Here is a 22,343-nt window from a genome sequence, read left to right on the forward strand (position 1 = left end):
ACATTTGAGGTAGTATAAAATGAAAAACTTAATCTTTTATTTTCTGTTTCTTGCAAGCACGATAGGTTTATGTGCACAAAAATACATAGCCATAATCACAGATGATGATGACAATTCCGTCCATTATGTTATTGATAACAAAGTGAATGTTCGAGCCGAGCCGAGCCTTTCCGGAGAAAAACTTTTTCAACTGAATTTGGGTGATGCGGTCGAGATTATTGGGTGTAGGGAGGAATGGGGCTGGATTTTAGAGGGAGGGTATTATGCACCATGGTACAGAATCGTTTGTGAAAAAGGAAGAGGTTATATATGCGGAAGATACATTTCCTGCAAAGAGGCTGTAGGAGATATCGATAATGACGGAGAAGATGAGATTTTTGCATGTCTGTGTATTACTGAACAAAAGGGTGTGGGAGTTTCCGAGTATAAGGAGAGTTTTTATAATGTAGATAAAAATCATATACTTATAAAAAAATCGAGTAGTAAACCTATTCCTCTGGAGAATTTTTCTAAATATGAAGTATCACAAGATACCTCCTATTCGATAAAAGTGTGTGAAAACTTGATACCGAAAGTAAGCTTTCTTATTACGAAAAGCGGTTTCAGCGATGGCGGTATCGGCTGGAGCAGCAAGGGTTATTATTATTTTTCGAATGGTTCATTAGAGTATTTTGCCGGACTTGACAACGAGTTTGAGTACATGGAGTCAGAAACCGAAGAAGAATTTGAATTTAACGGAAATAGAGTAAAGCTCATCAGAACTGTTACAAAATGGGAAAATGAGAAACCTTTAGAACCGAAAATTACCGTTACACAATATTTATGGGACGGAGAAAATTTTATTAAAAGCGATAAGTAGATATCCATAAGATTTTATAGCTTAGATTAAAAAAAATTAAGACTCTTGCCTATTTATCGGCATTGTTGTATAGTAATGATATGAAAAACTCAACTACACCTAAACGTTCCGAGATCGCCAAAAGCGACAAATGGAATATCGAATTACTTTTTAAGAATGAAGAAGAATGGGAAGCAGCCCTTGCTTCTATTCCGGAAGGCGGAAAAGAAATCTTAAAATATAAAGAAGCTTTTTCCAAGCCTGAAACAATCGATGCGGCAACCCTGCTTGCCTGCCTAAAGGCTTCAACGGGAGTTGATAGAATTGCGGAAAAGGTCGGAAACTATGCCTTTTTACAAAAATCTTCAAATGAGGGAGATCCCGAAAACATCAAACGAATAAGTAAATACATGATGACCGTTACAGAGCTTTCGGCTGCCACCAGCTGGCTCATGCCCGCCATCATGGAAATCCCTGAAGAAAAAATCCGCTCATGGATTGACCCTTCAAGCCCCACAGGAAAAGACTTTGCAGATTTTAAGGTTTCCTTAGAAAAGACCTTGTACCTAAAACCCCATACCCTTTCCGACAAGGAAGAAAAGATTTTAAGCCTTTTAAGCGAGCCTCACGGCACACCTAGCCAAGCCTTTTCGGTTTTAACCAATGTAGACTTTGATTTCGGTACAATCACCACAAAAGAAGGGGATATAAAACTAACCCAATCTTCTTATTCAAAGTTTATGCAAAACCCCGACAGAGCTTTGCGCGAAAAGGCCTATAAGCAGCTTTACGGCGTATACGGCGCACATAAAAATACAATTGCAAGCCTGTACACGGGACAGGTTCAGCAAAATGTCGCCCTTGCAAAAATACGGGGCTATGCTTCTGCCAGAGAAAAATCCCTCTATGTAGATAAGGTTCCTACAGCCGTTTATGATAACCTCGTAGATACCATTCATAAGAATTTAAAACCCTTACATAAATTCTACAGCATGTTAAAAAAACATTTAGGCCTAAAAGAACTCCGCCACTATGATGTTTACATGCCCTTAGTCAGCGAGGTAAAAAAAGTTACCCCCTATAACGAAGCCGTCGACATCATCACCGAGGCCCTCAAACCTCTCGGAGAAGAATATGTTAAAACAATCCGAAACGGTCTTTTAAACGGCTGGGTAGATAAGTACGAAAATGAGGGCAAACGCTCAGGTGCCTTTTCGGCAGGCGGATATGACAGCGATCCCTACATTCTTATGAACTATAAAGAAGATGTTATCCGTGATGTATTCACCCTTGTGCACGAAGGCGGCCACTCCATGCATTCATGGTATTCGGTAAGAAACAACCCCTACCCCTGCTATCACTACACAATCTTTGAAGCCGAAGTTGCCTCTACCTTTAACGAAGAGCTTTTATTCAGGCACATGCTTAAAACAAGTACCGACCCAAAAATGAGAGCCTATCTTTTGAGCGTTAGAGCTTCCGATATTCTTGCAACCCTCTACAGACAAACCATGTTTGCAGAATACGAAAAAATTACTCACGCCCTCGTCGAAAGCGGCACGCCTCTTACGGTCGAAAATTTAAGAAGCGAATATAGAAAACTTTTGGAGCTCTACTTCGGTCCCGAAATGGTATTTGAAGATGTAAGCGATTTGGAAGGAATGAGGATTCCGCACTTTTACAGAGCCTTCTATGTTTACAAATATTCAACAGGTATTTCAGCCTCGATGGCTCTTGCCGAAAGAGTTTGCTCAGGCAGCGACAAAGAAAGAGAAGACTACTTTAAGTTCTTAAAATCGGGAGGATCACGCTATCCGATTGAATCCTTAAAACTTGCAGGTGTCGATATGGCAAGCCCGGCTCCAGTACAGGCAGCATGCGATAACTTTGCAAAGATTGTAGACGAACTCGAAAAAGCTCTTGAAGAATTAAAAAAATAAAACCCAAGGGGCTTTAACAAAGATGATTAAGGAAAATGAAGATAAGCTGCCTAATTCCGATTTGTTTAAAGCCTTTTTAAAAAAAGACCTTAACCGCTGTGATTTTATATCGCAGTGGTTAAGTGCTCACAGTGTTCCGCACAGCATAGTAAGCCTTGCACAAAAAAAACATATCATCATAAAATACCCTGCACAATTTTACGATAAGAACTTTAAAATGAAGACCCTTACAGCCCACTATGACAGGGCTCCCGATACCCAGGGAGCTAACGACAATTCAGCCTCTTGTTTTATCCTCATGAACTTTGCAAAAAAACTATGCTCTTACACAAGACCTCACAACATAAAAATCATCTTTACGGACGGGGAAGAAGCAGGAGCCGCAGGCCTTAAAGAACAAGGAGCTTACACTCTCGGAACAGGATTAAAAAAGCTTAAAATGGATGGGGACGATATCTTTGTATTCGACATGTGCGGAAGAGGCGACACTCTAATCCTTTCACGTTCGGGAATTTTCGGACGGGATAAAGCAAAGACAAAAAGGCTAGACGAGCTGCATAAGAGGGCCGGTCTTCTAGCTCAAAGAGCTTGTCCCAATCAATGGCTTTCAATGCTGACGGCTTATAGCGACAATGCAGGCTTTATCGCCGCCGGCCTTTTTGCGCAAGTCATAACCGTTCTTCCAAGAAAAGAAGCCGAGACTCTTTTACACTGCCTCCCGAAAGAAAAACTCACCGGCCAAAACAAAACTGCCATGGGCGAGCTCACGGACATGGTAATAAAAAATAAAAAACCGCCCCAAGGTTCCCCCTTCGAAAAAATAATTCCATTTACATGGCAGTTAATGCATACCGCTGATGACAAGATTGAAACTCTTAATAGCGAAGCCTTTACCCTCACCGAAAAATATCTTACAGCCTTGGCAGAGAATTACCTCTAAAATTTAAAACCCCTTAACTATATCTTAAAAATCTTCTATAATAGAGGGGTATGAGTTACGAACCTCCATTTAAAATTACGTCAAAAGCTATAAATTTGATTTCTCAAATATCCGCAGACATGGAACGCTTCAAAATAAGACTTGAACAAGAAGACGGTGTAAGGCTGCGTAAAATAAACCGAATGAAAACGATACAGGGGTCTCTTGCAATTGAGGGTAATACATTAACCGAAGAACAGGTTACTGCCTTAATTGAGGGGAAACATGTTATAGCTCCCATGCGAGAAGTTCAAGAAGTAAAGAATGCAATTAAGGTTTATGAAAAATGTATGTCCTTCAATCCTTATAAAGAAAAAGACTTATTAAAAGCCCATGGAATTTTAACTATGGGTCTTCTCGATAATCCGGGACACTTTAGAAAAGGAGGAGTCTGTATAGCCGGAAAAAACGGCATAAGTCACATAGCCCCCCCTGCTGACCGAGTTCCATTTTTAATGAGCGATTTATTCGATTGGCTTAAAAATAGCGATTACCATCCCCTTATCAAAAGCTGCGTTTTCCATTATGAGTTTGAGTTTATTCATCCGTTTGAAGACGGAAACGGAAGAATGGGACGCTTATGGCACTCCAGAATTCTTGCAGATTGGAATCCTATATTTATTCACCTCCCCATCGAAAATATGATTTTAAAAAATCAAGCGGCATATTATAAGGCACTTGAACAAAGCACGGATGAAAACGATTCAGGTATTTTTATAGATTTTATGCTTGAAATAATAGTCAAAACAATGAAAAACAGCCGCAAAAAAAGTACTGTAAATGAGACTGTAAATGAGACTGTAAATGAGACTGTAAATCCGATAATAAAATACTTAAAAGAAAATCCTGAAATATCATATGAACAGCTTGCCGAAAAAATGGGAAAATCGAGGGTAACCATAAGCCGAAAAATTTCGGAGCTAAAAAAAGCAGGTATAATCAAACGCATCGGTGCCGACAAAAACGGCTATTGGCAAATCGTAGATAAAAAATAGTCAAAAATTGAGCCATGCAGGCTTCGAACCTGCGACCCACAGATTAAGAGTCTGTTGCTCTACCAGCTGAGCTAATGGCCCGTAAAACGAGTCTTGATTATATAAAAATCTAAAAAAAAAGTCAATGCTATACCGAAGAAAAATCGTTTTTTTTCATATAGACTAAGCCTCAAAATAGTGATATTATCAAAGGATATGTACGACATAATCATCATTGGGGCAGGAGTCGTAGGCGCCTGCATTGCACGGGAACTTTCCAAGTACGAATTAAAAATAGCCGTCCTCGAAAAAGAATTGGAATTCGGCTGCGGTACAAGCAAAGCCAATAGCGGAATTATTCACGGGGGCTATGATGCAAAAGAAGGCTCTTTAAAGGCAAAGCTAAATGTAAGAGGTAATTTTTTAGTGCGCAGCTTAAAAGAAAAATTGGATCTGCGCTTTAAACAATTAGGCTCTCTTGTAATCGCCTTTAACGAAGAAGATCAAAAAGAACTTTCCACCCTCTACGAAAGGGGTTTAAAAAACGGAGTTGAAGGCTTGGAAATCTGGAACAGGGAAAGGCTTTTAAAGGAAGAACCCAATCTTTCAAAAGAAGCCTTGGGAGCCCTCTACTGCGGAACAGCAGGGGTAATCTGTCCCTTCGATATGACGGCTGCCTTTATGGAAAATGCCGTAATAAACGGAGTTGACTTTCTTCCTGAAAACGAAGTTACCGCAATTGAAAAAGAAAACGAAGCCTATACAATTAAAACCAAATCAAACAAAACGGAAGAAAAAAGTTTTAAAACCAAGCTGGTGATAAATGCAGCGGGACTTTACTCCGATAAGATTGCAAAGATGGCAGGAGATGAAGATTTTAAAATTCTCCCCCGTCGCGGGGAATACCGCCTCTTTGATAAAAGCTATACCAATCTTGTAAATCACATCTGTTTTCAGGCCCCCTCAAAGATGGGAAAGGGCATCTTAGTTCTTCCCTCCTATCACGGGAATTTTTTAGTCGGTCCTTCAGCAGAAAATATCGACGATGCCGAAGACACCTCCGTTTCAGCCCAAGGTTTGGCTCAGGTAGAAGAGAAGGCTCTAAAAACCGTACCCTCCCTCAATTTTAAAAACACCATCCGTATTTTTGCAGGGATCAGAGCAAGGCCCGATACGGGAGACTTTATGATATATGCTTCAAAAAATTCCAAGGGAATTATACACGCAGGCGGAATCGAATCACCGGGGTTGAGCTCGGCTCCCGCCATCGGAGAATATGTTGCAGAGCTCGTAAAAAAAGAAGCCGATGACTTAAAAATTCCCTTCAATAAAAAGAAAAACTTTAACGAAAATCGAAGAGCAATCGGACATTTTGCCGGCCTTAGTGCAGAAGAACAGGATTCTCTTATAAAAGAAAATCCGCTCTACGGACATGTTATCTGCCGCTGCGAAACCGTAACCGAAGCAGAAATCGTCGAGGCCATTCACCGCCCTGCGGGAGCCCGCACGGTTGACGGCATAAAAAGGCGGGTACGCCCCGGTTCGGGAAGATGTCAGGGAGGCTTTTGCGAGCCCCATGTCCTCCAAATCCTTTCAAGAGAATTAAAAATTCCGATTGAAAAAATTCAAAAGGACAGAAGAAATTCTCCGATTGTTTACGGAAAACTAAAGGGCGGTGCGGAATGATAAACATAAACGATAAAAAAGATTGCAGCAATTGCAAGAACGAATACGAGGTCGCCGTTATAGGCGGAGGCCCTGCAGGTTTGGCGGCAGCCCTCGAAGCCAAAAAAAACGGAGCATCTTCCGTTCTCATAATAGAAAGGGATTTTGAACTCGGCGGAATCTTAAATCAATGTATTCATGCAGGCTTCGGCCTTCACGAATTTAAAGAAGAATTAACCGGCCCCGAATATGCAGAACGCTTTATAAACATGGTAAAAAAAGAAGACATAGATATCCTCCTCAATACAATGGTAATAGACTTAACAAAGGAAAGAGAAATTACCCTCATCGGTGCACAAGGATTAAAAAAAATAAAAGCAGGAGCCGTAGTGCTTGCTATGGGCTGCCGAGAGCGCACGGCAGGAGCTATCGCACTAAAAGGTTACCGCCCATCCGGAGTTTTTAATGCAGGCATGGCTCAACGCCTTATGAACATCGAAGGCCTTTCTGTCGGAAAAGAAGTAGTAATCTACGGCTCAGGGGACATCGGTTTAATTATGGCCCGCCGCATGACATTAGAAGGAGCCAAGGTAAAGGCGGTTGTCGAAATCATGCCCTACTCAAGCGGCCTAAACCGGAACATAGCCCAATGCCTTGAAGACTACGGTATTCCTCTTTTTTTAAGCCACAGCATATCCTGCGTCCACGGAAAGGACAGGGTTACGGGAGTTACAATAGCCCAAATAGATTCTTCCTTTAAGGAAATCCCCGGAACCGAAAAAGAATTTTCCTGCGATACGGTGCTTCTTTCCGTAGGTCTAATCCCCGAAAACGAGCTTACCCAAAAGGCAGGCATAGCTATCAATCCGATAACAAACGGAGCATTTGTCGATAACGGAATGGAAACCGAAACAAGCGGAATCTTTGCCTGCGGAAATGTTCTACATGTTCATGACATTGTAGACTTTGTTACAAAAGAAAGCAGAACTGCCGGAAAAAACGCAGCCCTCTTTGTCCAAAAAAATAAAAAGGGTGAAGCCGCGGAAAATAAATTCGCCACAAACTCCTCCGGTTCTGCTTTTATTAAAACAACGGCTAAAAAAGGAATCCGTTACATTGTTCCGAATAAAATAAATACGGGAAACATCGACGGAGCTTCCCTCTTTATGAGAGTTGACTCGGTTTATAAAAATGCCCGCCTAATAATCAAATCTGGTGAACAAATTCTTGCACAAAAGAAAACAAGTCAGATGGTTCCGTCCGAGATGATAAACATTCCCCTAAACTTTATTACTTTAAAGACCCTAACCCAAGACATAACTGCGGAGGTAATTTTAGATGAGTAGAGAATTGATAAAAGAAAAATTTACATGTGTGTCCTGTCCGCGGGGCTGTAAACTTTCGGTATTTAAAGAAGAGTCGGGAGAAATTACCGTTGCAGGAAATTTATGCAAGGGCGGCGAACTTTACGCGATGCAGGAAATTAAGGACCCTAGAAGAAACATCAGCTCTACCGTAATAATCGAGGGCGGAGTTCTTTCCTCCCTTCCAGTAAAAACCTCAAGTCCAATTCCTAAGGCCTTAATCTTCGATGTAATGAAAGAAATAAACACAGTCAAAACTCAAGCTCCTAAAAAGATGGGTGATGTAATAATTGAAAATGTGCTGAACACAGGAATAGATATAGTCGCAAGCCGCTCAGTAAGGATTAAAAATGGAAAGGCCGATTAAAATACATGAGGGAACTTTTTATTACTCAAAGCATAAGGTTTTTCAAAACCTCAATATTGAAATCCCTGCACAAAAAGTTACCTGTATTTTAGGCGAATCGGGGGCCGGAAAAAGCACCCTCTTAAAAATTATTTCAGGGAATCTTGAATTAAAATCGGGAAGAATAGAAAACCGGCCGGCTCGCGGAAACTATGCAATGGCCTATCAAGACATGCGCCTTATTCCTCATCTAACTGCCGTAGAAAATATAGAATATGTTTTGAATTCAAAAAATTCTTCAAAACTTGAAAATAAAAAAAAGGCTTTTTTTTATTTAGAAGCTTTAGGCCTTTCCGGCTTTGAAAACTTTTTACCCGCCGAGCTTTCAGGAGGAATGCAAAGGAGAACAGGGCTTGCCAGAGCGCTAAGCTATCCCGCTCCGCTTCTTCTTCTCGATGAAGCATTCGATTCCCTCGACGAAAAAAATAAGTACAAGGTTGCCGATCTTTTTTTATCGATTGTCAAAAAAGAAAAGCGCACCGCAGTCTGCGTAACCCACGATGCACCCTTTGCAAAAAAAATCGCCGACAAGATAATTGAGATATAAGCCTTACCTAAAAAACATTCCAATAAATTCGTCTTTTTCGATTGCACCGAAATAGGCTTTTAAATCGGTTTCCGCGAGTTTTTTGCTTACGGCATTTTTTTCATATTCGCAACCTTCCAAGAGTTTTTCAATTTCGGCAACATCCTTTGTACCGAAAAAGTCTCCGTGAATTTTTAAATCGGAAATCTTTGCATTTTTAATGTTAAAAAACACCTCAATACTTCCTATGGGGAACCTTTCATAGTGGGAGTATTCGGCCTTGGGAGAAGCTCCATAGTTCCATTCTTTAAGAGAAAACCTTTCGGCATATATTTTTTTTACACCATCAAGCTCCGAGGCGGAAAGTTTGTATTCTACAGGTTCTTGACCTTCAAGCTCAAAGATGGCTTTTAATAATTCGGCCTTAAAATCCAAAACCGAAATATCCCGCTTTAAATGTGGCTTTATATTTGTAACCCTGGCACGAACGCTTTTTACCCCCTTTGATTCAAGCTTTTCTTTACGCACATTAAGAGCTTTTGAAAGTTCTTCCAAGCGGACATCAAAAAGAATACAGCCGTTACTCAAAACCCTGCCCTGCCAAACAGACTGTGAAGCACCGATACATTTTTGTCCGTCGATAGTAACATCGTTTCTGCCGGAAAGCTCTGCTTTAACGCCGATTTTTTCCAAAGCATTTATAATTGGAATATAGTAGCGTTTAAAATCAATCATTTGATTTTCCTTTGTTTTTGCAACAAAAGAAAAATTTAGATTGCCGAGGTCGTGATATACGGCCCCGCCTCCGGTTATGCGGCGGACAACCTTAAGATTATGCTCGCTCACATAGTCATCATTTACTTCCTGATAAGCATTTTGATTTTTACCTATAATTACGGCAGGTCCATTCTGCCATAAAAAAAAGTATTCATCGTTTTCAAGCGGCAGATGCCTAAAACAATATTCCTCAAAAGCCAAATTATATTCAGGATCATTTGAATAAGTTTCTAAGTATTTCATAAAATCACTATACAATAAAATAAATTTTTATTCAATATGAGCACCTGATCCGATTATTTTATCTCTATTCAAAAATACCTCTCCCTACCCCTGCCTGTTCCGTTGATTCATAATCATAAAACTTTTAAACCTGAATTTGTTAAAATTCCTTATACCTATAAAATAAGAAACTAAAATAATAAGCAAAGAAATAATATAAACCGCAAGAAGAAACAGAGGATACGATACTCTTTCAAAAAAAGATTTTATCAATTCCAATTTAGGCAAATCTGAAATCATCATCATAGATAATGAAGGAAATAAACCGTATCCTACAATCATAATAATAATAAATCTGAGAAGGCCGCCTTTAATGGACAAGGCTGATAAGATCATACTAAAAGCAATTATAAACGGAAACAAAATAGGCCCTATAAAAATCATAAATTTAAGATCCCATATCGGAATAAAAATATTTATTAAAAATAAGATAAGACCTAAAAACATAAGCGCAAAAAAGGAAGTAAAAATCGAATAAATAAGTTTAGCTTTAAAAAATTCTTTTCCCCTTACCGGCGTTAAGATAAAAACCAAAGTTTGATCATATAGACTAAACTGATTTGTAATAAGGCCATAACAAAAAAATATTAAACCTTGAAAAAACAATATCTTCATTGCCAATGGTATTGGAATCAGCATACCGATAATCATTTCGATAAAACCTATTAAACAAAAAATTCCGCCCAACACAAAATTTACACTATGCATAGAATTAAATATTATAGCCCTTATTTTTTTCATTTTAAATTTTTCTCCTCGTATAAAAATACATAATATCTTCAAGACTTGCATCTTCGCAAACCATTCCGGTAAATCTTTGATTTTCCTTATCAGAAACCAAAACTTCATAAGCATAATCGGTTTTTCTATAACCGATATAATCATTACTATACAATGACTTAAAAGTTTTTTCATCTATTTTTAAAAGCCCGTAATTTTTATTTATATTTTCTAAAGAAGAATCAAAAACTTTTTTACCCTCGCTTATAAAAACAATCTCATCGCAAATTTTTTCAAGTTCATTTGTTTGATGGCTCGAAATTAAAATCGAATGATTTTCATCGAGCATAAAGTTTCTTAAAAGATCCAAAAATTCTTTTTTGGAAACAGGATCTAAAAAATTAAGAGGCTCATCTAAAATCAAAAGCTCTGCCCCGTGGGAGAGGGCTATAGCAATTTGAAGTTTTTGCATAGTTCCCGAAGACAAGGCAGTCAAAAGTCTTGTAGTAGGAATTTTAAAATCATTTAGATATTTTTTGTAAAGGTCCTGATTCCAATTTTTATAAACACCCGAAAAAAATCTTCCAAGTTTTTTAGGTGTATACAATATAGGCAAAAAATTATCGTTTATAACAAAGCCTATCTTTTCCTTTATTTCTATATTCTCTCTTTTAAGCTCTTCACCAAAGAGAAAGATTTTTCCGCTTTCAGGGAAGAACATATCAAGTAGGAGGCGGATAAGAGTTGTTTTCCCTGCACCGTTTTCTCCTATCAAACCCGCAACGCAGCCCCTCGGAACCGAAAAAGAAATATCGTTTAACGAAAAAGCTTTTTTCCCTCGTCCTATCGAGAATTTAAGTTTTTCGATTTTTAATACATCATCAGATATCATAAACACCCCCTATAAGTCTAATAAATACGTCTAAGGACTTCATATAAATCCTCAGCATTTAGATTAATTTTTTTTGCTTGACCGCAAACTTCTTTTAATTTTTCTTCAATGCTTTTTTTTATTGATTTTTCAATCTTTTTAAAATTTACATCGGCAACAAAATACCCCTTCGCAGGAACCGAATACAAAAAGCCCTCGCGGGCCAAGTCTTCATAAGACCGCTTTGTAGTGATGACGCTCACACGCAAAGATGCCGCCAAGGCCCTCATCGAAGGCATCGGCTCCTCTTTTTTTAAAGAGCCTGATAAAATTTGATTTTTTATCTGTTCTGAAAGCTGCTCATAAAGAGGAACCCCTGAAGAATTATTTAAAAAAATATTCACTCTTACTCCGTCTCCTGTTATTCTGTATATATTAAATATATACAGAATAACAATCTTTGTCAAGAGGAAAATTGAAAAAAGATACATTTTAATACAAAAATTTAAAGTTACTTAAAGACAAAAATCTTGACATTTTTAATAATGTTTGTCATAATCTACCTTAAAGTATGATAGAACTTAAAAATATTAACAAAACATATAAAACGCAGGAAAGAAGATTCGGCCTTTTAGGTATCATAAAAGATATGTTTAAACCCGATTATTCTGAAGTTAAGGCTTTAACGGATATTTCCTTCAAGATTGAAAATAATGAAAATGTTGCGATAGTCGGAAAAAACGGTTCGGGGAAATCGACTTTAATAAAAATTATTTCCGGTATTTTACGGCCTACGAGCGGAGAAATCTTATTCAATCACAAAAACATCTATGAAAATCAAAAAGAATACAAACGGAATATCGGCGTCATCTTCGGTCAAAGAAGTCAGCTCTATCAGAATATGATTTTTAGAGAATCCTTAGAGCCTTTTAGGCTTATTTATAAAATCGAAAAAGATGAAGCAAATAAAAGACTTAACACTCTTATTGATTTATTTAAGCTTGAAAATCTTTTAAAAAAGCCTATTAGAGAAATGTCTTTAGGACAAAAAATGAAGTGTGAAATCGCTTTGGTTTTATTTCATAATCCTAAAATCCTTCTTTTAGATGAGCCGACAATAGGCTTGGATCTTGAAGTAAAAGAGCAATTTTATAATCTGATAAAAACTTATAAACAATCTAATGATATTATTTTAATTTTAATTTCTCATAATTCCGATGACATAATCAATTTATCGGAAAGATTATTGGTTTTAAACAACGGAAAATTACAAGAAGATATAAGAACTCATGAATTTATAGAATCTTACAATAAGTCTAAAATTGTTACACTTTTGTATAAAAAGCATATTGATTTAACCAAAAAACTACAAAACAATTTTAACATTATAGATAAAGATCTTCAAAAGAACAGTATTTCGTTTGAAGTTGAAAAACAGATTACAATGGAAGAAATTTTTAATTCTTTAGATGATAAAGAAAATATTTATGATATAAAAATTGAAAATGAAGATTTTTCTAAAATTTTATTAAATTATTATAAGGATAAAAAAACGGAATGAAATATTTACTGGGAATTATTTCTTTAAATATTAAACAGCACTTATATTTTAAAATATCGGCCGTTTTTTCTATATTTTCCTTATTGTTTTTATTTTTAATAAAATCTTCGGTTTGGTCTCAAATAGGAAATGCGGACTATATTTCTTATTTTGCAATTATAACTATAGTCAGTTCTTTTATCAGCGTAAATACGGATAGATATTTTCAAACGATTTATCAAACCGGTTCTATTTCCTTTCTTTTATTAAGACCGATTAATTTCGGCCTTAATATCTTTTTACAAGATTTTGCGGCAGCTCTTACAAGATTTATATTAAAATCCCTGCCCTTGCTTATAGTTTTAATTTTATTTTTTGATATAAATATCTATCACGGCATCATAAACTTATGTTTGTTTATTTTTTCGATTTTTTGTGCATATTTATTTAATTGGTTTACGGCTTATATTATCGGTTTATGCGTTTTCTTTTACGGTAACAATGAAGGCTTTATTCAAATTAAAAATATTTTATTTTTATTTTTTTCAGGTGCATTGATTCCTTTTGATTTTTTTCCTGAAGTTTTACAAAAAATCTTAAATTATTTACCGTTTCGAGTGCTGTATCAAATTCCTATTGAGGTTTTAAATAACAGTAATTTAAAATCATTTAATTTAATATCAAAACAATTATATTGGATATTCTTTCTTTTGGTGTTTACCTATATTTTTCATAGAACGGCAATAAAAAAAATAGAGATAATGGGCGGATAAATGAATTATTGTTATAAGCTTTTGGTTTTAAAAATAAAAGAACAGCTTTCTTTTAAAAATGATTCTATTTTATGGTTAATTGTTAGAGTCTTAAATTCCATAATGGGAATATTGGTTCTTGTTTTTATTTTTAACAAAACTCTTGAAATAAAAGGATTTAATAGAGAAGAATGTTTGCTGATTTACTCTTTGTACACAATTTCAGTCGGTGTTTTTTATTGTTTCTTTGCTTGGACACTTTGGTATTCAAATACTTATATACTGCAAGGTAAATTAAGTTTAGTATTAAAACTTCCGGTTAATCCTTTTTTATATATTACCTTTGATAATTTTGCTCTATCCGAAGTCTTTGGAATTATTACCGGTTTATTAATCTTTATATACTCGGCTTATACCCTAAATTTAGGTATAGTAACTATCTTATCTTTATTCTTATTTTTAAGTGCAGGAACTCTCGGCATTATCGGCATATTTTTGATAGTTTCATCTTTTTCTATAAAATATCCTAAAATAGAAGAAGCTTTTTCGCCCTTAATGGATATGCTTGATTTTGCTCAATATCCCATATCTATTTATAGTGCGTTTATCAGGTTTATTTTAACATATATCTTTCCTGTTTCAATGATAGCATTTTATCCTGCAGCTTTTAGTTTATCTAAATATTCATTTAATATTAAATTTATTCTTTTGCCGATATATTCCATAATTATATTTATAATCGGATATCTATTATTTATAAAAAGTATAAAAAAATATGAAGGAACAGGGTTTTAGGGGGAACACGTCGAAAAAAGACGGCCTGATTATATAGACAATCAATAAGAAATTCCAATATTTAAGAAAAAAATAATTTTTAGCTGGAAAAATTTTAATACCTGTGTTACAATTATTTTATGATCTAAGTGATAATGTTTAGATCTAATATTTTTATGGAGGAAATTAAATGAAACGTATCAAAGTTTTTTCGGCAATGCTTGTCATTTTAATGCTGATCAGCCCTGTGTTTGCCGAATCCACACCTGTTCCGGGATTGAGCTTTTTTAAGCTTGATAACGGTTTGGAGCTCTTTGTACTCGAAAACCATGCAGTACCCCTTACCCGCATTCAGGTAACATTTAGGTGCGGAGCCCTTACCCAAACGCCGGAAACTTGCGGAATTTTCCATTTATATGAGCACATGCTCTTTAAAGGAAATAAAAAGTATCAAACCGAAACACAATTTGCTGCAGCGATGACGGAGCTGGGTGTAGCAGGCTGGAATGGAGGAACTTCCACAGAATATGTAACCTACTACATAACCTTGCCTTCCGACAAAACCGATAAGGGCTTGGAGTTCTGGTCTCATGCAATGCGCTATCCTCTTTTCGATAAAGAAGAACTCGAAATCGAAAAAGATGTAGTATGTAACGAAATCAACGGAAACCGAGCTAACCCCGGAGCTCCTATCAGTGCAACTGTAACAAAAAGGATGTTTTCAAAATATCCGTGGAGACGTGATGTCGGAGGATATGATGAGGTTATCAGAGCTGCGACTCCTGAAATGCTTAAAGAAATGCAAAAGACTTATTATATTCCCAATAATGCGGCAATCTTTGTTGCAGGTGATGTAAATCCTAAAGAGGTTTACAATGAAGTAAAAAAATACTACGGAGACTGGGAAAAAGGAAAAGATCCTTGGAACCCCATGCCGGATCCTCAAGCTTTCCCTGCCGTACAAGAACCTCTTTATCTCGTATATCCGGATCCCAGTTTCTATAAAGGTATGGCCGTTTTTTATATGTACATGAGGGGCCCTGATGTAGTAAGGGAACCCAAGCCTACATACTCAGCCGATATCTGGGGCTCGCTTTACGATCTGCCCTCAGGTCAATTTAAAAAAAATATCTTTGAAGCCGTTCCCAATCTTTATGAAAAAGATCAGACTTGGGCAAATTATTATACCCAAAGGGATGGAGGCCAAATCAGCTTCGGCACAGTAGCCTTTGTTGACCCTTCAAATCCTACGGGAAAACGGGCTAAAGATTTTCAAAAAGCAATCTATAATGAAATAGAAAAAACAAAAAACAACAGCTCATATTTTGAAAAAAAAGAATTTGAAGTTGTAAAACGCCAATTAGAAGATGCTGAAATTTTAGGCTTAGAAAAACCGGACGACTTTGTTGAAACTCTATCCTTTTGGTGGTCATCAGCTTCTGCCGATTACTTTTTCAATTATCTTAAAAATATGAATAAAGTAACAAAGGCCGATATCGATTCATTTTTACAAAAATATATTTTGGAAAACTATCCGATTGTCATTGTAAGAATGAATGCCGAAGACTACAAAAATGAAATTGAAGCATTTAAAAAAGAAAACTTTAATCTTATAACCAGAGAAAATTGTTTTTGGTGGGGAGATAAAAAATGAAAAAAAAGATATTTATTACACTATGTATAATTGCACTGTTGTTTTCATGTAAAACAACTCCGCCCGCCCCGAAAATTGACGGGCTTGAAAATGCAAGCAGCTTTATGAAGTCCAATGTTCCCTTGATCAGTGAATATAGCTTGGATAACGGCATTAAGGTAATTGTAAAAAAACAAGATACCAATAGAATCTTCACAATGAGTGTCGTGTATTCAGGCGGTCTCGCCCTTATGCCCCAAAGAAAAGACGGTTTGGAATCTTTAACCCTAAGTATGATGCTGAGAGGTTCAAAAAAATATTCCTATGAAGACATAAAAAGAATCTCTTCAGAAAACTCAAGTGCTATGAGTGCAAATACCGGAATAGATCTTTCGTGGCTCAATTTGACTACCATCGACAAATACTGGAATCAAATGCTCGATGTTTTTACCGATTCGATCATAAATCCTGTCTTTGATGAAAAAGAATTGGAGCTTGTAAAAAAAGCGGCTTTAATGGACATCAAAAAAAGAATGAGCGATCCTTATGATTTTACCGTAACAAAGCTTCACGAAAAAATTTTTAAGGGGCATCCTTATTCTATCGAAAAAGACGGAACGGAAAGCTCAGTTTCAGCTATGAAAATTGAAGAGTTAAAACAATGGTATGCCGAAAAACTTACAGCCGATAGAATGTTCATCGTTGCAGTCGGAAACTTTAACCCCTCAAGCCTCATTTCCCAACTAAACAAAACCATCGGTAAAATTCCTGTAAAACAAAATAAGATACCTGAAGTAAAAAAGCTTGACATAAAACAAAATCTTTTTACGGAAGCCTTTGAAGAGTCCAAGGGAATTGCTTACATAAGAGGAGACTATATCATTCCGCCCGTACAATCAAAAGATTTTACAACATTAAGATTTACCTATACAATCTTAAACGAACTTCTTTTTGAAATTGTAAGAACTCAAAATGCGGCTTGTTATTCGGTATGGACAAACGCTCACGGATTTAATTCAACCTACGGCTCCCTTGTTGTCTTTAAATCGGATAAACCCACAAAAGCAAAGACAGCCTTTGATGAAGCGATTGCAGTATTAGCTTCAGGACAAACAATTAACCTAAAAGGACAGGGAATAAAATCCGGCGAAGGAAGCGTAACAAAATCAAGCGGAAACACTTATGCCCCCATTCCCGAAAACCTTGAAGCCTATAAATCCAAATTTATCAACGGCTTTTTCGGAAACCAACTTACCAATTCGGATGCAGCAGCTCAAATTATGTACAGCCAAGCCTATTACGGAAATCCTTATGAGTATTTAAAAATGATAGACAAGATAAATGCAATTACTTCTGAAGATATTATAAGGGTTACAAATGATTATATAGTAAACGGAAAAGTAAGCTGGATGGTCGTTGCGGATTCCGCTACCTTGTCAAAACTGGATAAATCCAAGTTTATGAAATTTACCGGTAATGTAAAAAAATAAAAACTTTAAGGTAATCCAAAAACCTTAATTCAAAATTGAAAATCAAGACCGGTTAAAGAGTTAAAATTCTTATCGGTCTTGATTTTTGAGTCCATTCTCATTATACTTATCAGATAATTTATTCAAAACACCTAAAGGAAACAAAATGAAAAAAGCCATCGTAATTGCAAGTTTCGGTACAAGCTATGCCGAAACAAGAGAAAAAACTATTGATACTATCGAAAAAGAAGCAGCCGGCAGGTTTAAAGATTATGAAATTTTTAAAGCCTATACTTCAAACATGGTTAGAGCCATTCTTAAAAAAAGAGACTCTATCAATGTTGCATCTCCCAAAGAAATTATCCAAGAACTAAAAGAAAAAGGCTTCTCCGAAATTTACATACAGCCGACCCACATAATTCCGGGAGAAGAATATGAAAAGCTGCAATTTGAAAATACAGTTTTGGGTCAACCCCTCTTACATGAAAATGCAGACTTGGATGAAATTATAAAAGCTCTCGAATTAAAAAAGCCCGAAGATGATACGGCAATAGTTTTTATGGGACACGGTTCTTCACATGAGGCAGATAAATTTTACGAGATCATGCAAAATAAACTCAATTCGCAAGGCCTTGAAAATGTCTTGATAGGAACAGTTGAAGGCTCCGTAGAGCTAAAGGATATCTTACCTATTCTTGCCGAACGCAAAATAAAAAAAATTGAGCTTTATCCTTTTATGATGGTTGCAGGCGACCATGCCCACAATGATATGGCAGGAGATGAAGAAGACAGCTGGTACACCATTTTAAAAAATGAGGGTTACGAGGTTAATGCCAATCTAAAAGGCTTGGGTGAATATCCTATGATCCGCGAAATACTTTACAAGTCTCTAGAAAATACAATCAATTGCCGTAGAGGTTAAAATGAAAAATATTTTCGCAGTAGGAACAGGTCCAGGCTCTCCGGAGTATCTTACATTACAGGCAGTAAAAGCTCTTGAAAATGCAAACCTTATTTTTGCTCCCAACAATAAGGGAAAAAATATGGCCCTAGATACGGTAAAAGATTTTATAAAGAACAAAGAAGTTTTGTTTCTTGATTTTCCTATGGGCTTTGTATCTGAAGAAGATTATAAAATTCAAGCCGAAAAAATACTTAAAAAAACAAAAGAAAATTCGAATACCGTTATTTTAACTATAGGCGATCCTATGATATACAGCACATTTATTTACATGATGCCCTATTTTAAAATACCGGAAATCAATTTGCAAATTATTTCAGGAATTCCTTCTGCAGTGGCTGCTGCAGGAAGAGCACAAATTCCTCTTGCCGAAAAAGCTGAGGTGCTTACAATTACCGATCATTTAAATGAAGAAATTTTAAATTCATCTTCATCTATAGCTCTTTTAAAAACATCTAAACAAAAAAATTTTATACTAAAAGAATTTGAAAAAAACGGATTTGACTATGTTTATATAAAAAGAGCAACAATGGAACATGAATCAATCCTCCCCAAAGATAAAAAAGAAAAAATTTTAGAAGATGAAGATTATATATCCTTAATCATCGCCCGCAAACAAAAAGGAAATTAGAAGATGAAAGGCATAATGATTTCCGCCCCGAACAGCAATTCGGGAAAAACTATCATATCTTCAGCCCTTCTTTATTCTTTAAAAAAAGAAGGCTTTGATATTTCCGCTTTTAAAACAGGCCCCGATCAAGTTGACCGTAAAATATTGGAAATCATCTCAGGCAAAAGAGCCGGAAATCTTGACCCCTTTATGATGGGTCAAAATGGAATGGAGTTTTCTCTCAATATTTCAAACTCGGAATATGCCCTTATTGAGGGAGTGATGGGCTGCTTCGACGGAATGGGGACTACCTCGAAAAATTCTTCTTTTGATACGGCAGAAAAAATCGGAAGCGATATTGTTTTGGTTTACGCACCGCAGGGTGAAATGTTTACACTTATTCCAAAACTTAAAGGCATGATCGAATTTTCAAAAAACAGAATAAAGGGAATCATATTCAATAAACTCAACCCTAAACTTTTTCCTCTTTACAAGAAGATGATTGAGGATAATCTTGAACTGCAAGTCTTAGGCTTTTTTCCTAAAATCTCCGAATTCGAAATTGAAGAATCAGGCCTCGGCCTCGACATAGACGAACGGCTAAAGGATAAAAAATTTTTAGATGTTCTATATAAAATCGTAAAAGAAAATATAGACATTCAAAAACTTTTAAACTTATTTCAGCCTCTTAAAACAGGGAACAAGATAGAAATAAAAAAAACGAATACACGCACTGCAATCGCAATGGATGAGGCCTTTAATTTATATTATTCCGAAAATATCTTTTTACTTGAAAACAGCACTGAGGTAAATTATTTTTCGCCCCTTAAAGATACGAAACTGCCGGACTGTAACTTTTTATATTTCGGAAGCGGCCAAATAAATAAATACAAGGATGCTCTTTCTCAAAATATTAAAATAAAAACTGCAATCAAAAAATTCGCCGAAGACGGCGGAAAAATTTTAGCCGAAGGGGAAGCCCTTTCATACCTTTTTAAAGACCTGGACGGTTTTAAAATGTGCGGAATTTTTCAAGGTTCGGTTGAAAGCACAAGCACCCTGCAAAATTTCGGATATAAACAGCTTGAATTTATGCAGGACTGCATTTTGGGAAAAAAAGGCACAATCTTAAATGCGGCTGAATATCATAAATCAAAAGCATCAACTGAAATTCCTCCTATTTTCACAGTTAAAAAACCTTGTTCAACTTTGAGTTTTAAAGATGCTTATATATATAAAAACTGTTTAGGTCTTTTTCAAAACATCCATTTTATATATAATATTGAAAATTTTTATAATTTGATACAAATTTAGACGGTAAATTTTATTTTTTGCAAAAAATATAGACTTTTTCTTTAGAATATAATATAATATAAGTTATGACAGGAAAAAATAAATATGAAGAGCTGTCAAAGGAACAAATTCTCGTCAAAATACTTGAAACGGAATCTTTGATACACAGTGTTCAAGACGTTGATGTTCTTTTAGAACAAATACTTACCGAAGCACGGAGTGTTGTAAATGCCGACGCCGGTTCAATATATATAGCTGAAGGGGACAGGCTTGCCATAAGATATGCACAGAATAACACCCTGCAAAAAAAACTTCCGGCAGGAACAAAGCTTCCTTATATCTTTTTTGATTTTCCTATAGATAATCATACAATAGCCGGATACGCAGCAAATACAAAAACACTTATAAATATTCCGGATGTTTACAATATTGATGACGATAAACCTTTTAAGTTCGGCAAAGCTACGGATGAAAAAACAGGCTATAAGACCGTTTCAAATTTAACTATCCCTATTCTTTCTATGTCGGGAATGCTCTTGGGGGTTCTTCAAGTCTTAAATGCTATTGATAAATACGGCAAACCGGAAACCTTTTCCCATGATGATGAAATTTATCTCAGTCATTTTGCTTCAAACGCGGGAATAGCTCTTGAGCATGCTTTTGTAACAAGGGCAATGGTTATGCGTATGATCAAAACAGCTGAACTACGCGATCCGCGAGAAACGGGAATGCATGTAAACAGAGTTGCAAATTATTCCGTTGAAATTTATGATAGGTGGGCATTTAATAACGGCATTCCTATGGCCGAGCAAACAAAATACCGTGACTCTCTAAAAATTGCATCAATGCTTCATGACATTGGAAAAGTTGCAATTTCGGATCTGATTTTAAAAAAAGCCGGAAAGTTAACTGATGAAGAATTCTCGGTTATGAAAACTCATACATGGCTTGGAGCCCGTTTGTTCATTGGGAATGACTCCCCTCTCGATAAGCTCTCAATGGAAATAGCTCTGCGTCATCATGAAAACTGGGACGGAACAGGCTACCCGGGACATATTGATATAGAAACGGGAGTCCCGTTAAAAACGGATAAAAAAACAGGATGTGCACAAGGACTTAAAGGAGAAGAAATACCTCTAGGAGCGAGAATTGTCGCAATGGCTGATGTCTACGATGCCCTTTCTTCAAAGCGCTCCTACAAAGACTCATGGACCGAAGAAGACATACTTGAAGAATTAAAAAAAATGAGCGGAAAGAAATTCGATCCGGAAATAGCAAAAGCCTTTTTTGAAGTGCTTGACAGAATCCAAGCAATTAAAGCCCATCTTGCAGATGAGTAGTTTTTAAGTCTTAAAATAAAATATATAGATAATCAATAAACCCAAAGAACCTATGACAAGACTGTAAACCCACCAAGGAAGAGGATCATCGTACCTATTGGATTTGTATTTTGCGCGGTATTCTTTTAGTTTATTCCTATGATATTTTTTTGTGTTTTTATTAGAGTCGGAGCTTACAGCAAAACCGCAAGAGGGGCATCCGTTTATAAATTCATCCGTGTGCCCCATATAATTACAAGAAGGGCATCTTACCGAAGCAAAAAAACGCCCGCAATGGGGACATACTTTTGTATTCCGTTTTACCTCTTGCCCGCAGTTTTCACAAAAAAACTTAGGCGAATACCCTTTTTGTACCTTGCCCATAAAATCCTAGTGCTTACATGTTGAGCATGAAGATGAAGAACAACCTGAACAACCGCCTGAAGCAGCCTTTGAAGCGGAAGAAGAATCGTTTACATAAAAACCGGATCCTCTAAAATTAATCCCTAAGCCTCCCGAAATAACTCTTCTTACAGGCTTACCGCACTCAGGACATACAGATACGGGTTCATCGCTCATTCTCTGAAAAACCTCAAAATCATGACCGCAAGAATCGCAGACATACTCATACGTTGGCATCTTTAAACTCC

At 36.4% G+C, this 22,343-nt stretch carries 23 protein-coding genes and 1 tRNA gene; 17 read left to right on the plus strand and 7 right to left on the minus strand.

Annotated elements, in window-relative coordinates; all coding sequences use genetic code 11:
* The first annotated feature begins 19 nt into the window (after positions 1 to 19).
* From HO345_RS09450 to HO345_RS09465, 4 genes are all read left to right on the plus strand, one after another.
* Entirely contained in the window at positions 20 to 859 is an 840-nt protein-coding gene (locus HO345_RS09450; protein ID WP_253682676.1) for an SH3 domain-containing protein, read from the plus strand.
* Between the two features lie 80 nt (positions 860 to 939).
* The gene (pepF, locus tag HO345_RS09455) at positions 940 to 2,778 is read left to right on the plus strand and encodes an oligoendopeptidase F (protein ID WP_253682677.1); all 1,839 of its coding nucleotides are present in this window, start codon (positions 940 to 942) and stop codon (positions 2,776 to 2,778) included.
* A 22-nt stretch (positions 2,779 to 2,800) separates the two neighbouring features.
* A complete protein-coding gene (locus HO345_RS09460) occupies positions 2,801 to 3,718 on the plus strand; it encodes a M28 family peptidase (RefSeq protein WP_253682678.1) in 918 nt (305 codons plus the stop codon).
* 50 nt (positions 3,719 to 3,768) lie between these two features.
* Entirely contained in the window at positions 3,769 to 4,752 is a 984-nt protein-coding gene (locus HO345_RS09465; protein WP_253682679.1) for a Fic family protein, read from the plus strand.
* An 8-nt stretch (positions 4,753 to 4,760) separates the two neighbouring features.
* Here HO345_RS09465 and HO345_RS09470 read toward each other — a convergent pair.
* Positions 4,761 to 4,833: transfer RNA gene (locus tag HO345_RS09470), tRNA-Lys, on the minus strand.
* Between the two features lie 114 nt (positions 4,834 to 4,947).
* On the opposite strand from HO345_RS09470, the gene HO345_RS09475 reads away from it, so the two are divergent.
* Genes HO345_RS09475 through HO345_RS09490 form a run of 4 tightly spaced genes read left to right on the plus strand, consistent with a single transcriptional unit; the run spans position 4,948 to position 8,713 of the window.
* Positions 4,948 to 6,417 carry an NAD(P)/FAD-dependent oxidoreductase gene (locus HO345_RS09475; protein WP_253682680.1) on the plus strand — a complete coding sequence of 490 codons (1,470 nt, stop codon included), beginning with the start codon at positions 4,948 to 4,950 and terminating at the stop codon, positions 6,415 to 6,417.
* Complete coding sequence (locus HO345_RS09480) at positions 6,414 to 7,742, plus strand: NAD(P)/FAD-dependent oxidoreductase (RefSeq protein ID WP_253682681.1); 1,329 nt, start codon at positions 6,414 to 6,416, stop codon at positions 7,740 to 7,742. Before HO345_RS09475 ends, HO345_RS09480 begins: the two co-directional genes overlap by 4 nt.
* A complete protein-coding gene (locus tag HO345_RS09485; RefSeq protein WP_253682682.1) occupies positions 7,735 to 8,127 on the plus strand; it encodes a DUF1667 domain-containing protein in 393 nt (130 codons plus the stop codon). The genes HO345_RS09480 and HO345_RS09485 overlap by 8 nt, the downstream gene beginning before the upstream one ends.
* Complete coding sequence (locus HO345_RS09490) at positions 8,111 to 8,713, plus strand: ATP-binding cassette domain-containing protein (protein WP_253682684.1); 603 nt, start codon at positions 8,111 to 8,113, stop codon at positions 8,711 to 8,713. The genes HO345_RS09485 and HO345_RS09490 overlap by 17 nt, the downstream gene beginning before the upstream one ends.
* Positions 8,714 to 8,716: 3 nt before the next feature.
* On the opposite strand, the gene lplA is transcribed toward HO345_RS09490, so the two are convergent.
* The 4 genes from lplA to HO345_RS09510 all read right to left on the minus strand — a co-directional run bounded on the left by lplA (position 8,717) and on the right by HO345_RS09510 (position 11,833).
* Positions 8,717 to 9,712, minus strand: a complete 996-nt coding sequence (gene lplA / locus HO345_RS09495; protein ID WP_253682686.1) for a lipoate--protein ligase — start codon at positions 9,710 to 9,712, stop codon at positions 8,717 to 8,719.
* Positions 9,713 to 9,796: 84 nt separating this feature from the next.
* Positions 9,797 to 10,492 carry a hypothetical protein gene (locus tag HO345_RS09500; RefSeq protein ID WP_253682688.1) on the minus strand — a complete coding sequence of 232 codons (696 nt, stop codon included), beginning with the start codon at positions 10,490 to 10,492 and terminating at the stop codon, positions 9,797 to 9,799.
* 1 nt (position 10,493) lies between these two features.
* Entirely contained in the window at positions 10,494 to 11,363 is an 870-nt protein-coding gene (locus HO345_RS09505; protein WP_253682689.1) for an ABC transporter ATP-binding protein, read from the minus strand.
* 17 nt (positions 11,364 to 11,380) lie between these two features.
* Complete coding sequence (locus tag HO345_RS09510; RefSeq protein ID WP_366796383.1) at positions 11,381 to 11,833, minus strand: GntR family transcriptional regulator; 453 nt, start codon at positions 11,831 to 11,833, stop codon at positions 11,381 to 11,383.
* An 80-nt stretch (positions 11,834 to 11,913) separates the two neighbouring features.
* Here HO345_RS09510 and HO345_RS09515 point away from each other — a divergent pair, with 80 nt between their 5' ends.
* The 9 genes from HO345_RS09515 to HO345_RS09555 all read left to right on the plus strand — a co-directional run bounded on the left by HO345_RS09515 (position 11,914) and on the right by HO345_RS09555 (position 21,714).
* Complete coding sequence (locus HO345_RS09515; protein ID WP_253682692.1) at positions 11,914 to 12,903, plus strand: ABC transporter ATP-binding protein; 990 nt, start codon at positions 11,914 to 11,916, stop codon at positions 12,901 to 12,903.
* Positions 12,900 to 13,655: an ABC transporter permease gene (locus HO345_RS09520; protein ID WP_253682693.1), complete on the plus strand. Its 756-nt coding sequence runs from the start codon at positions 12,900 to 12,902 to the stop codon at positions 13,653 to 13,655. Before HO345_RS09515 ends, HO345_RS09520 begins: the two co-directional genes overlap by 4 nt.
* Positions 13,656 to 14,429 (plus strand): ABC-2 family transporter protein, encoded by a 774-nt coding sequence (locus HO345_RS09525; protein ID WP_253682694.1) that lies wholly within the window; start codon positions 13,656 to 13,658, stop codon positions 14,427 to 14,429.
* A gap of 169 nt (positions 14,430 to 14,598) precedes the next feature.
* On the plus strand, positions 14,599 to 16,062 hold the full coding sequence (locus HO345_RS09530) for a M16 family metallopeptidase (RefSeq protein ID WP_253682695.1): 1,464 nt from the start codon (positions 14,599 to 14,601) through the stop codon (positions 16,060 to 16,062).
* The gene (locus tag HO345_RS09535) at positions 16,059 to 17,531 is read left to right on the plus strand and encodes a M16 family metallopeptidase (protein ID WP_253682697.1); all 1,473 of its coding nucleotides are present in this window, start codon (positions 16,059 to 16,061) and stop codon (positions 17,529 to 17,531) included. The genes HO345_RS09530 and HO345_RS09535 overlap by 4 nt, the downstream gene beginning before the upstream one ends.
* A 145-nt stretch (positions 17,532 to 17,676) precedes the next feature.
* A complete protein-coding gene (locus tag HO345_RS09540) occupies positions 17,677 to 18,432 on the plus strand; it encodes a sirohydrochlorin cobaltochelatase (RefSeq protein ID WP_253682699.1) in 756 nt (251 codons plus the stop codon).
* Between the two features lies 1 nt (position 18,433).
* Positions 18,434 to 19,102, plus strand: coding sequence for a precorrin-2 C(20)-methyltransferase (locus HO345_RS09545; protein ID WP_253682700.1), 669 nt, complete (start codon positions 18,434 to 18,436; stop codon positions 19,100 to 19,102).
* Positions 19,103 to 19,105: 3 nt separating this feature from the next.
* Positions 19,106 to 20,395, plus strand: coding sequence for a cobyrinic acid a,c-diamide synthase CobB (locus HO345_RS09550; protein ID WP_253682701.1), 1,290 nt, complete (start codon positions 19,106 to 19,108; stop codon positions 20,393 to 20,395).
* Between the two features lie 65 nt (positions 20,396 to 20,460).
* The gene (locus HO345_RS09555; protein WP_253682702.1) at positions 20,461 to 21,714 is read left to right on the plus strand and encodes an HD domain-containing phosphohydrolase; all 1,254 of its coding nucleotides are present in this window, start codon (positions 20,461 to 20,463) and stop codon (positions 21,712 to 21,714) included.
* 3 nt (positions 21,715 to 21,717) lie between these two features.
* On the opposite strand, the gene HO345_RS09560 is transcribed toward HO345_RS09555, so the two are convergent.
* Positions 21,718 to 22,077, minus strand: a complete 360-nt coding sequence (locus HO345_RS09560; RefSeq protein WP_253682703.1) for a zinc ribbon domain-containing protein — start codon at positions 22,075 to 22,077, stop codon at positions 21,718 to 21,720.
* 6 nt (positions 22,078 to 22,083) lie between these two features.
* Positions 22,084 to 22,332 (minus strand): FmdB family zinc ribbon protein, encoded by a 249-nt coding sequence (locus HO345_RS09565; protein WP_253682705.1) that lies wholly within the window; start codon positions 22,330 to 22,332, stop codon positions 22,084 to 22,086.
* Positions 22,333 to 22,343 lie beyond the last annotated feature (11 nt).

The organism is Treponema denticola, assembly GCF_024181645.1.
Classification (GTDB): domain Bacteria; phylum Spirochaetota; class Spirochaetia; order Treponematales; family Treponemataceae; genus Treponema_B; species Treponema_B denticola_A.

Bases quoted from the DNA above. Each gene is read 5' to 3' on its own strand.
- HO345_RS09450 (WP_253682676.1), top strand. From the start codon at position 20: ATGAAAAACTTAATCTTTTATTTTCTGTTTCTTGCAAGCACGATAGGT.
- pepF (WP_253682677.1), top strand. From the start codon at position 940: ATGAAAAACTCAACTACACCTAAACGTTCCGAGATCGCCAAAAGCGAC.
- HO345_RS09460 (WP_253682678.1), top strand. From the start codon at position 2,801: ATGATTAAGGAAAATGAAGATAAGCTGCCTAATTCCGATTTGTTTAAA.
- HO345_RS09465 (WP_253682679.1), top strand. From the start codon at position 3,769: ATGAGTTACGAACCTCCATTTAAAATTACGTCAAAAGCTATAAATTTG.
- HO345_RS09475 (WP_253682680.1), top strand. From the start codon at position 4,948: ATGTACGACATAATCATCATTGGGGCAGGAGTCGTAGGCGCCTGCATT.
- HO345_RS09480 (WP_253682681.1), top strand. From the start codon at position 6,414: ATGATAAACATAAACGATAAAAAAGATTGCAGCAATTGCAAGAACGAA.
- HO345_RS09485 (WP_253682682.1), top strand. From the start codon at position 7,735: ATGAGTAGAGAATTGATAAAAGAAAAATTTACATGTGTGTCCTGTCCG.
- HO345_RS09490 (WP_253682684.1), top strand. From the start codon at position 8,111: ATGGAAAGGCCGATTAAAATACATGAGGGAACTTTTTATTACTCAAAG.
- lplA (WP_253682686.1), bottom strand. From the start codon at position 9,712: ATGAAATACTTAGAAACTTATTCAAATGATCCTGAATATAATTTGGCT.
- HO345_RS09500 (WP_253682688.1), bottom strand. From the start codon at position 10,492: ATGAAAAAAATAAGGGCTATAATATTTAATTCTATGCATAGTGTAAAT.
- HO345_RS09505 (WP_253682689.1), bottom strand. From the start codon at position 11,363: ATGATATCTGATGATGTATTAAAAATCGAAAAACTTAAATTCTCGATA.
- HO345_RS09510 (WP_366796383.1), bottom strand. From the start codon at position 11,833: ATGTATCTTTTTTCAATTTTCCTCTTGACAAAGATTGTTATTCTGTAT.
- HO345_RS09515 (WP_253682692.1), top strand. From the start codon at position 11,914: ATGATAGAACTTAAAAATATTAACAAAACATATAAAACGCAGGAAAGA.
- HO345_RS09520 (WP_253682693.1), top strand. From the start codon at position 12,900: ATGAAATATTTACTGGGAATTATTTCTTTAAATATTAAACAGCACTTA.
- HO345_RS09525 (WP_253682694.1), top strand. From the start codon at position 13,656: ATGAATTATTGTTATAAGCTTTTGGTTTTAAAAATAAAAGAACAGCTT.
- HO345_RS09530 (WP_253682695.1), top strand. From the start codon at position 14,599: ATGAAACGTATCAAAGTTTTTTCGGCAATGCTTGTCATTTTAATGCTG.
- HO345_RS09535 (WP_253682697.1), top strand. From the start codon at position 16,059: ATGAAAAAAAAGATATTTATTACACTATGTATAATTGCACTGTTGTTT.
- HO345_RS09540 (WP_253682699.1), top strand. From the start codon at position 17,677: ATGAAAAAAGCCATCGTAATTGCAAGTTTCGGTACAAGCTATGCCGAA.
- HO345_RS09545 (WP_253682700.1), top strand. From the start codon at position 18,434: ATGAAAAATATTTTCGCAGTAGGAACAGGTCCAGGCTCTCCGGAGTAT.
- HO345_RS09550 (WP_253682701.1), top strand. From the start codon at position 19,106: ATGAAAGGCATAATGATTTCCGCCCCGAACAGCAATTCGGGAAAAACT.
- HO345_RS09555 (WP_253682702.1), top strand. From the start codon at position 20,461: ATGACAGGAAAAAATAAATATGAAGAGCTGTCAAAGGAACAAATTCTC.
- HO345_RS09560 (WP_253682703.1), bottom strand. From the start codon at position 22,077: ATGGGCAAGGTACAAAAAGGGTATTCGCCTAAGTTTTTTTGTGAAAAC.
- HO345_RS09565 (WP_253682705.1), bottom strand. From the start codon at position 22,332: ATGCCAACGTATGAGTATGTCTGCGATTCTTGCGGTCATGATTTTGAG.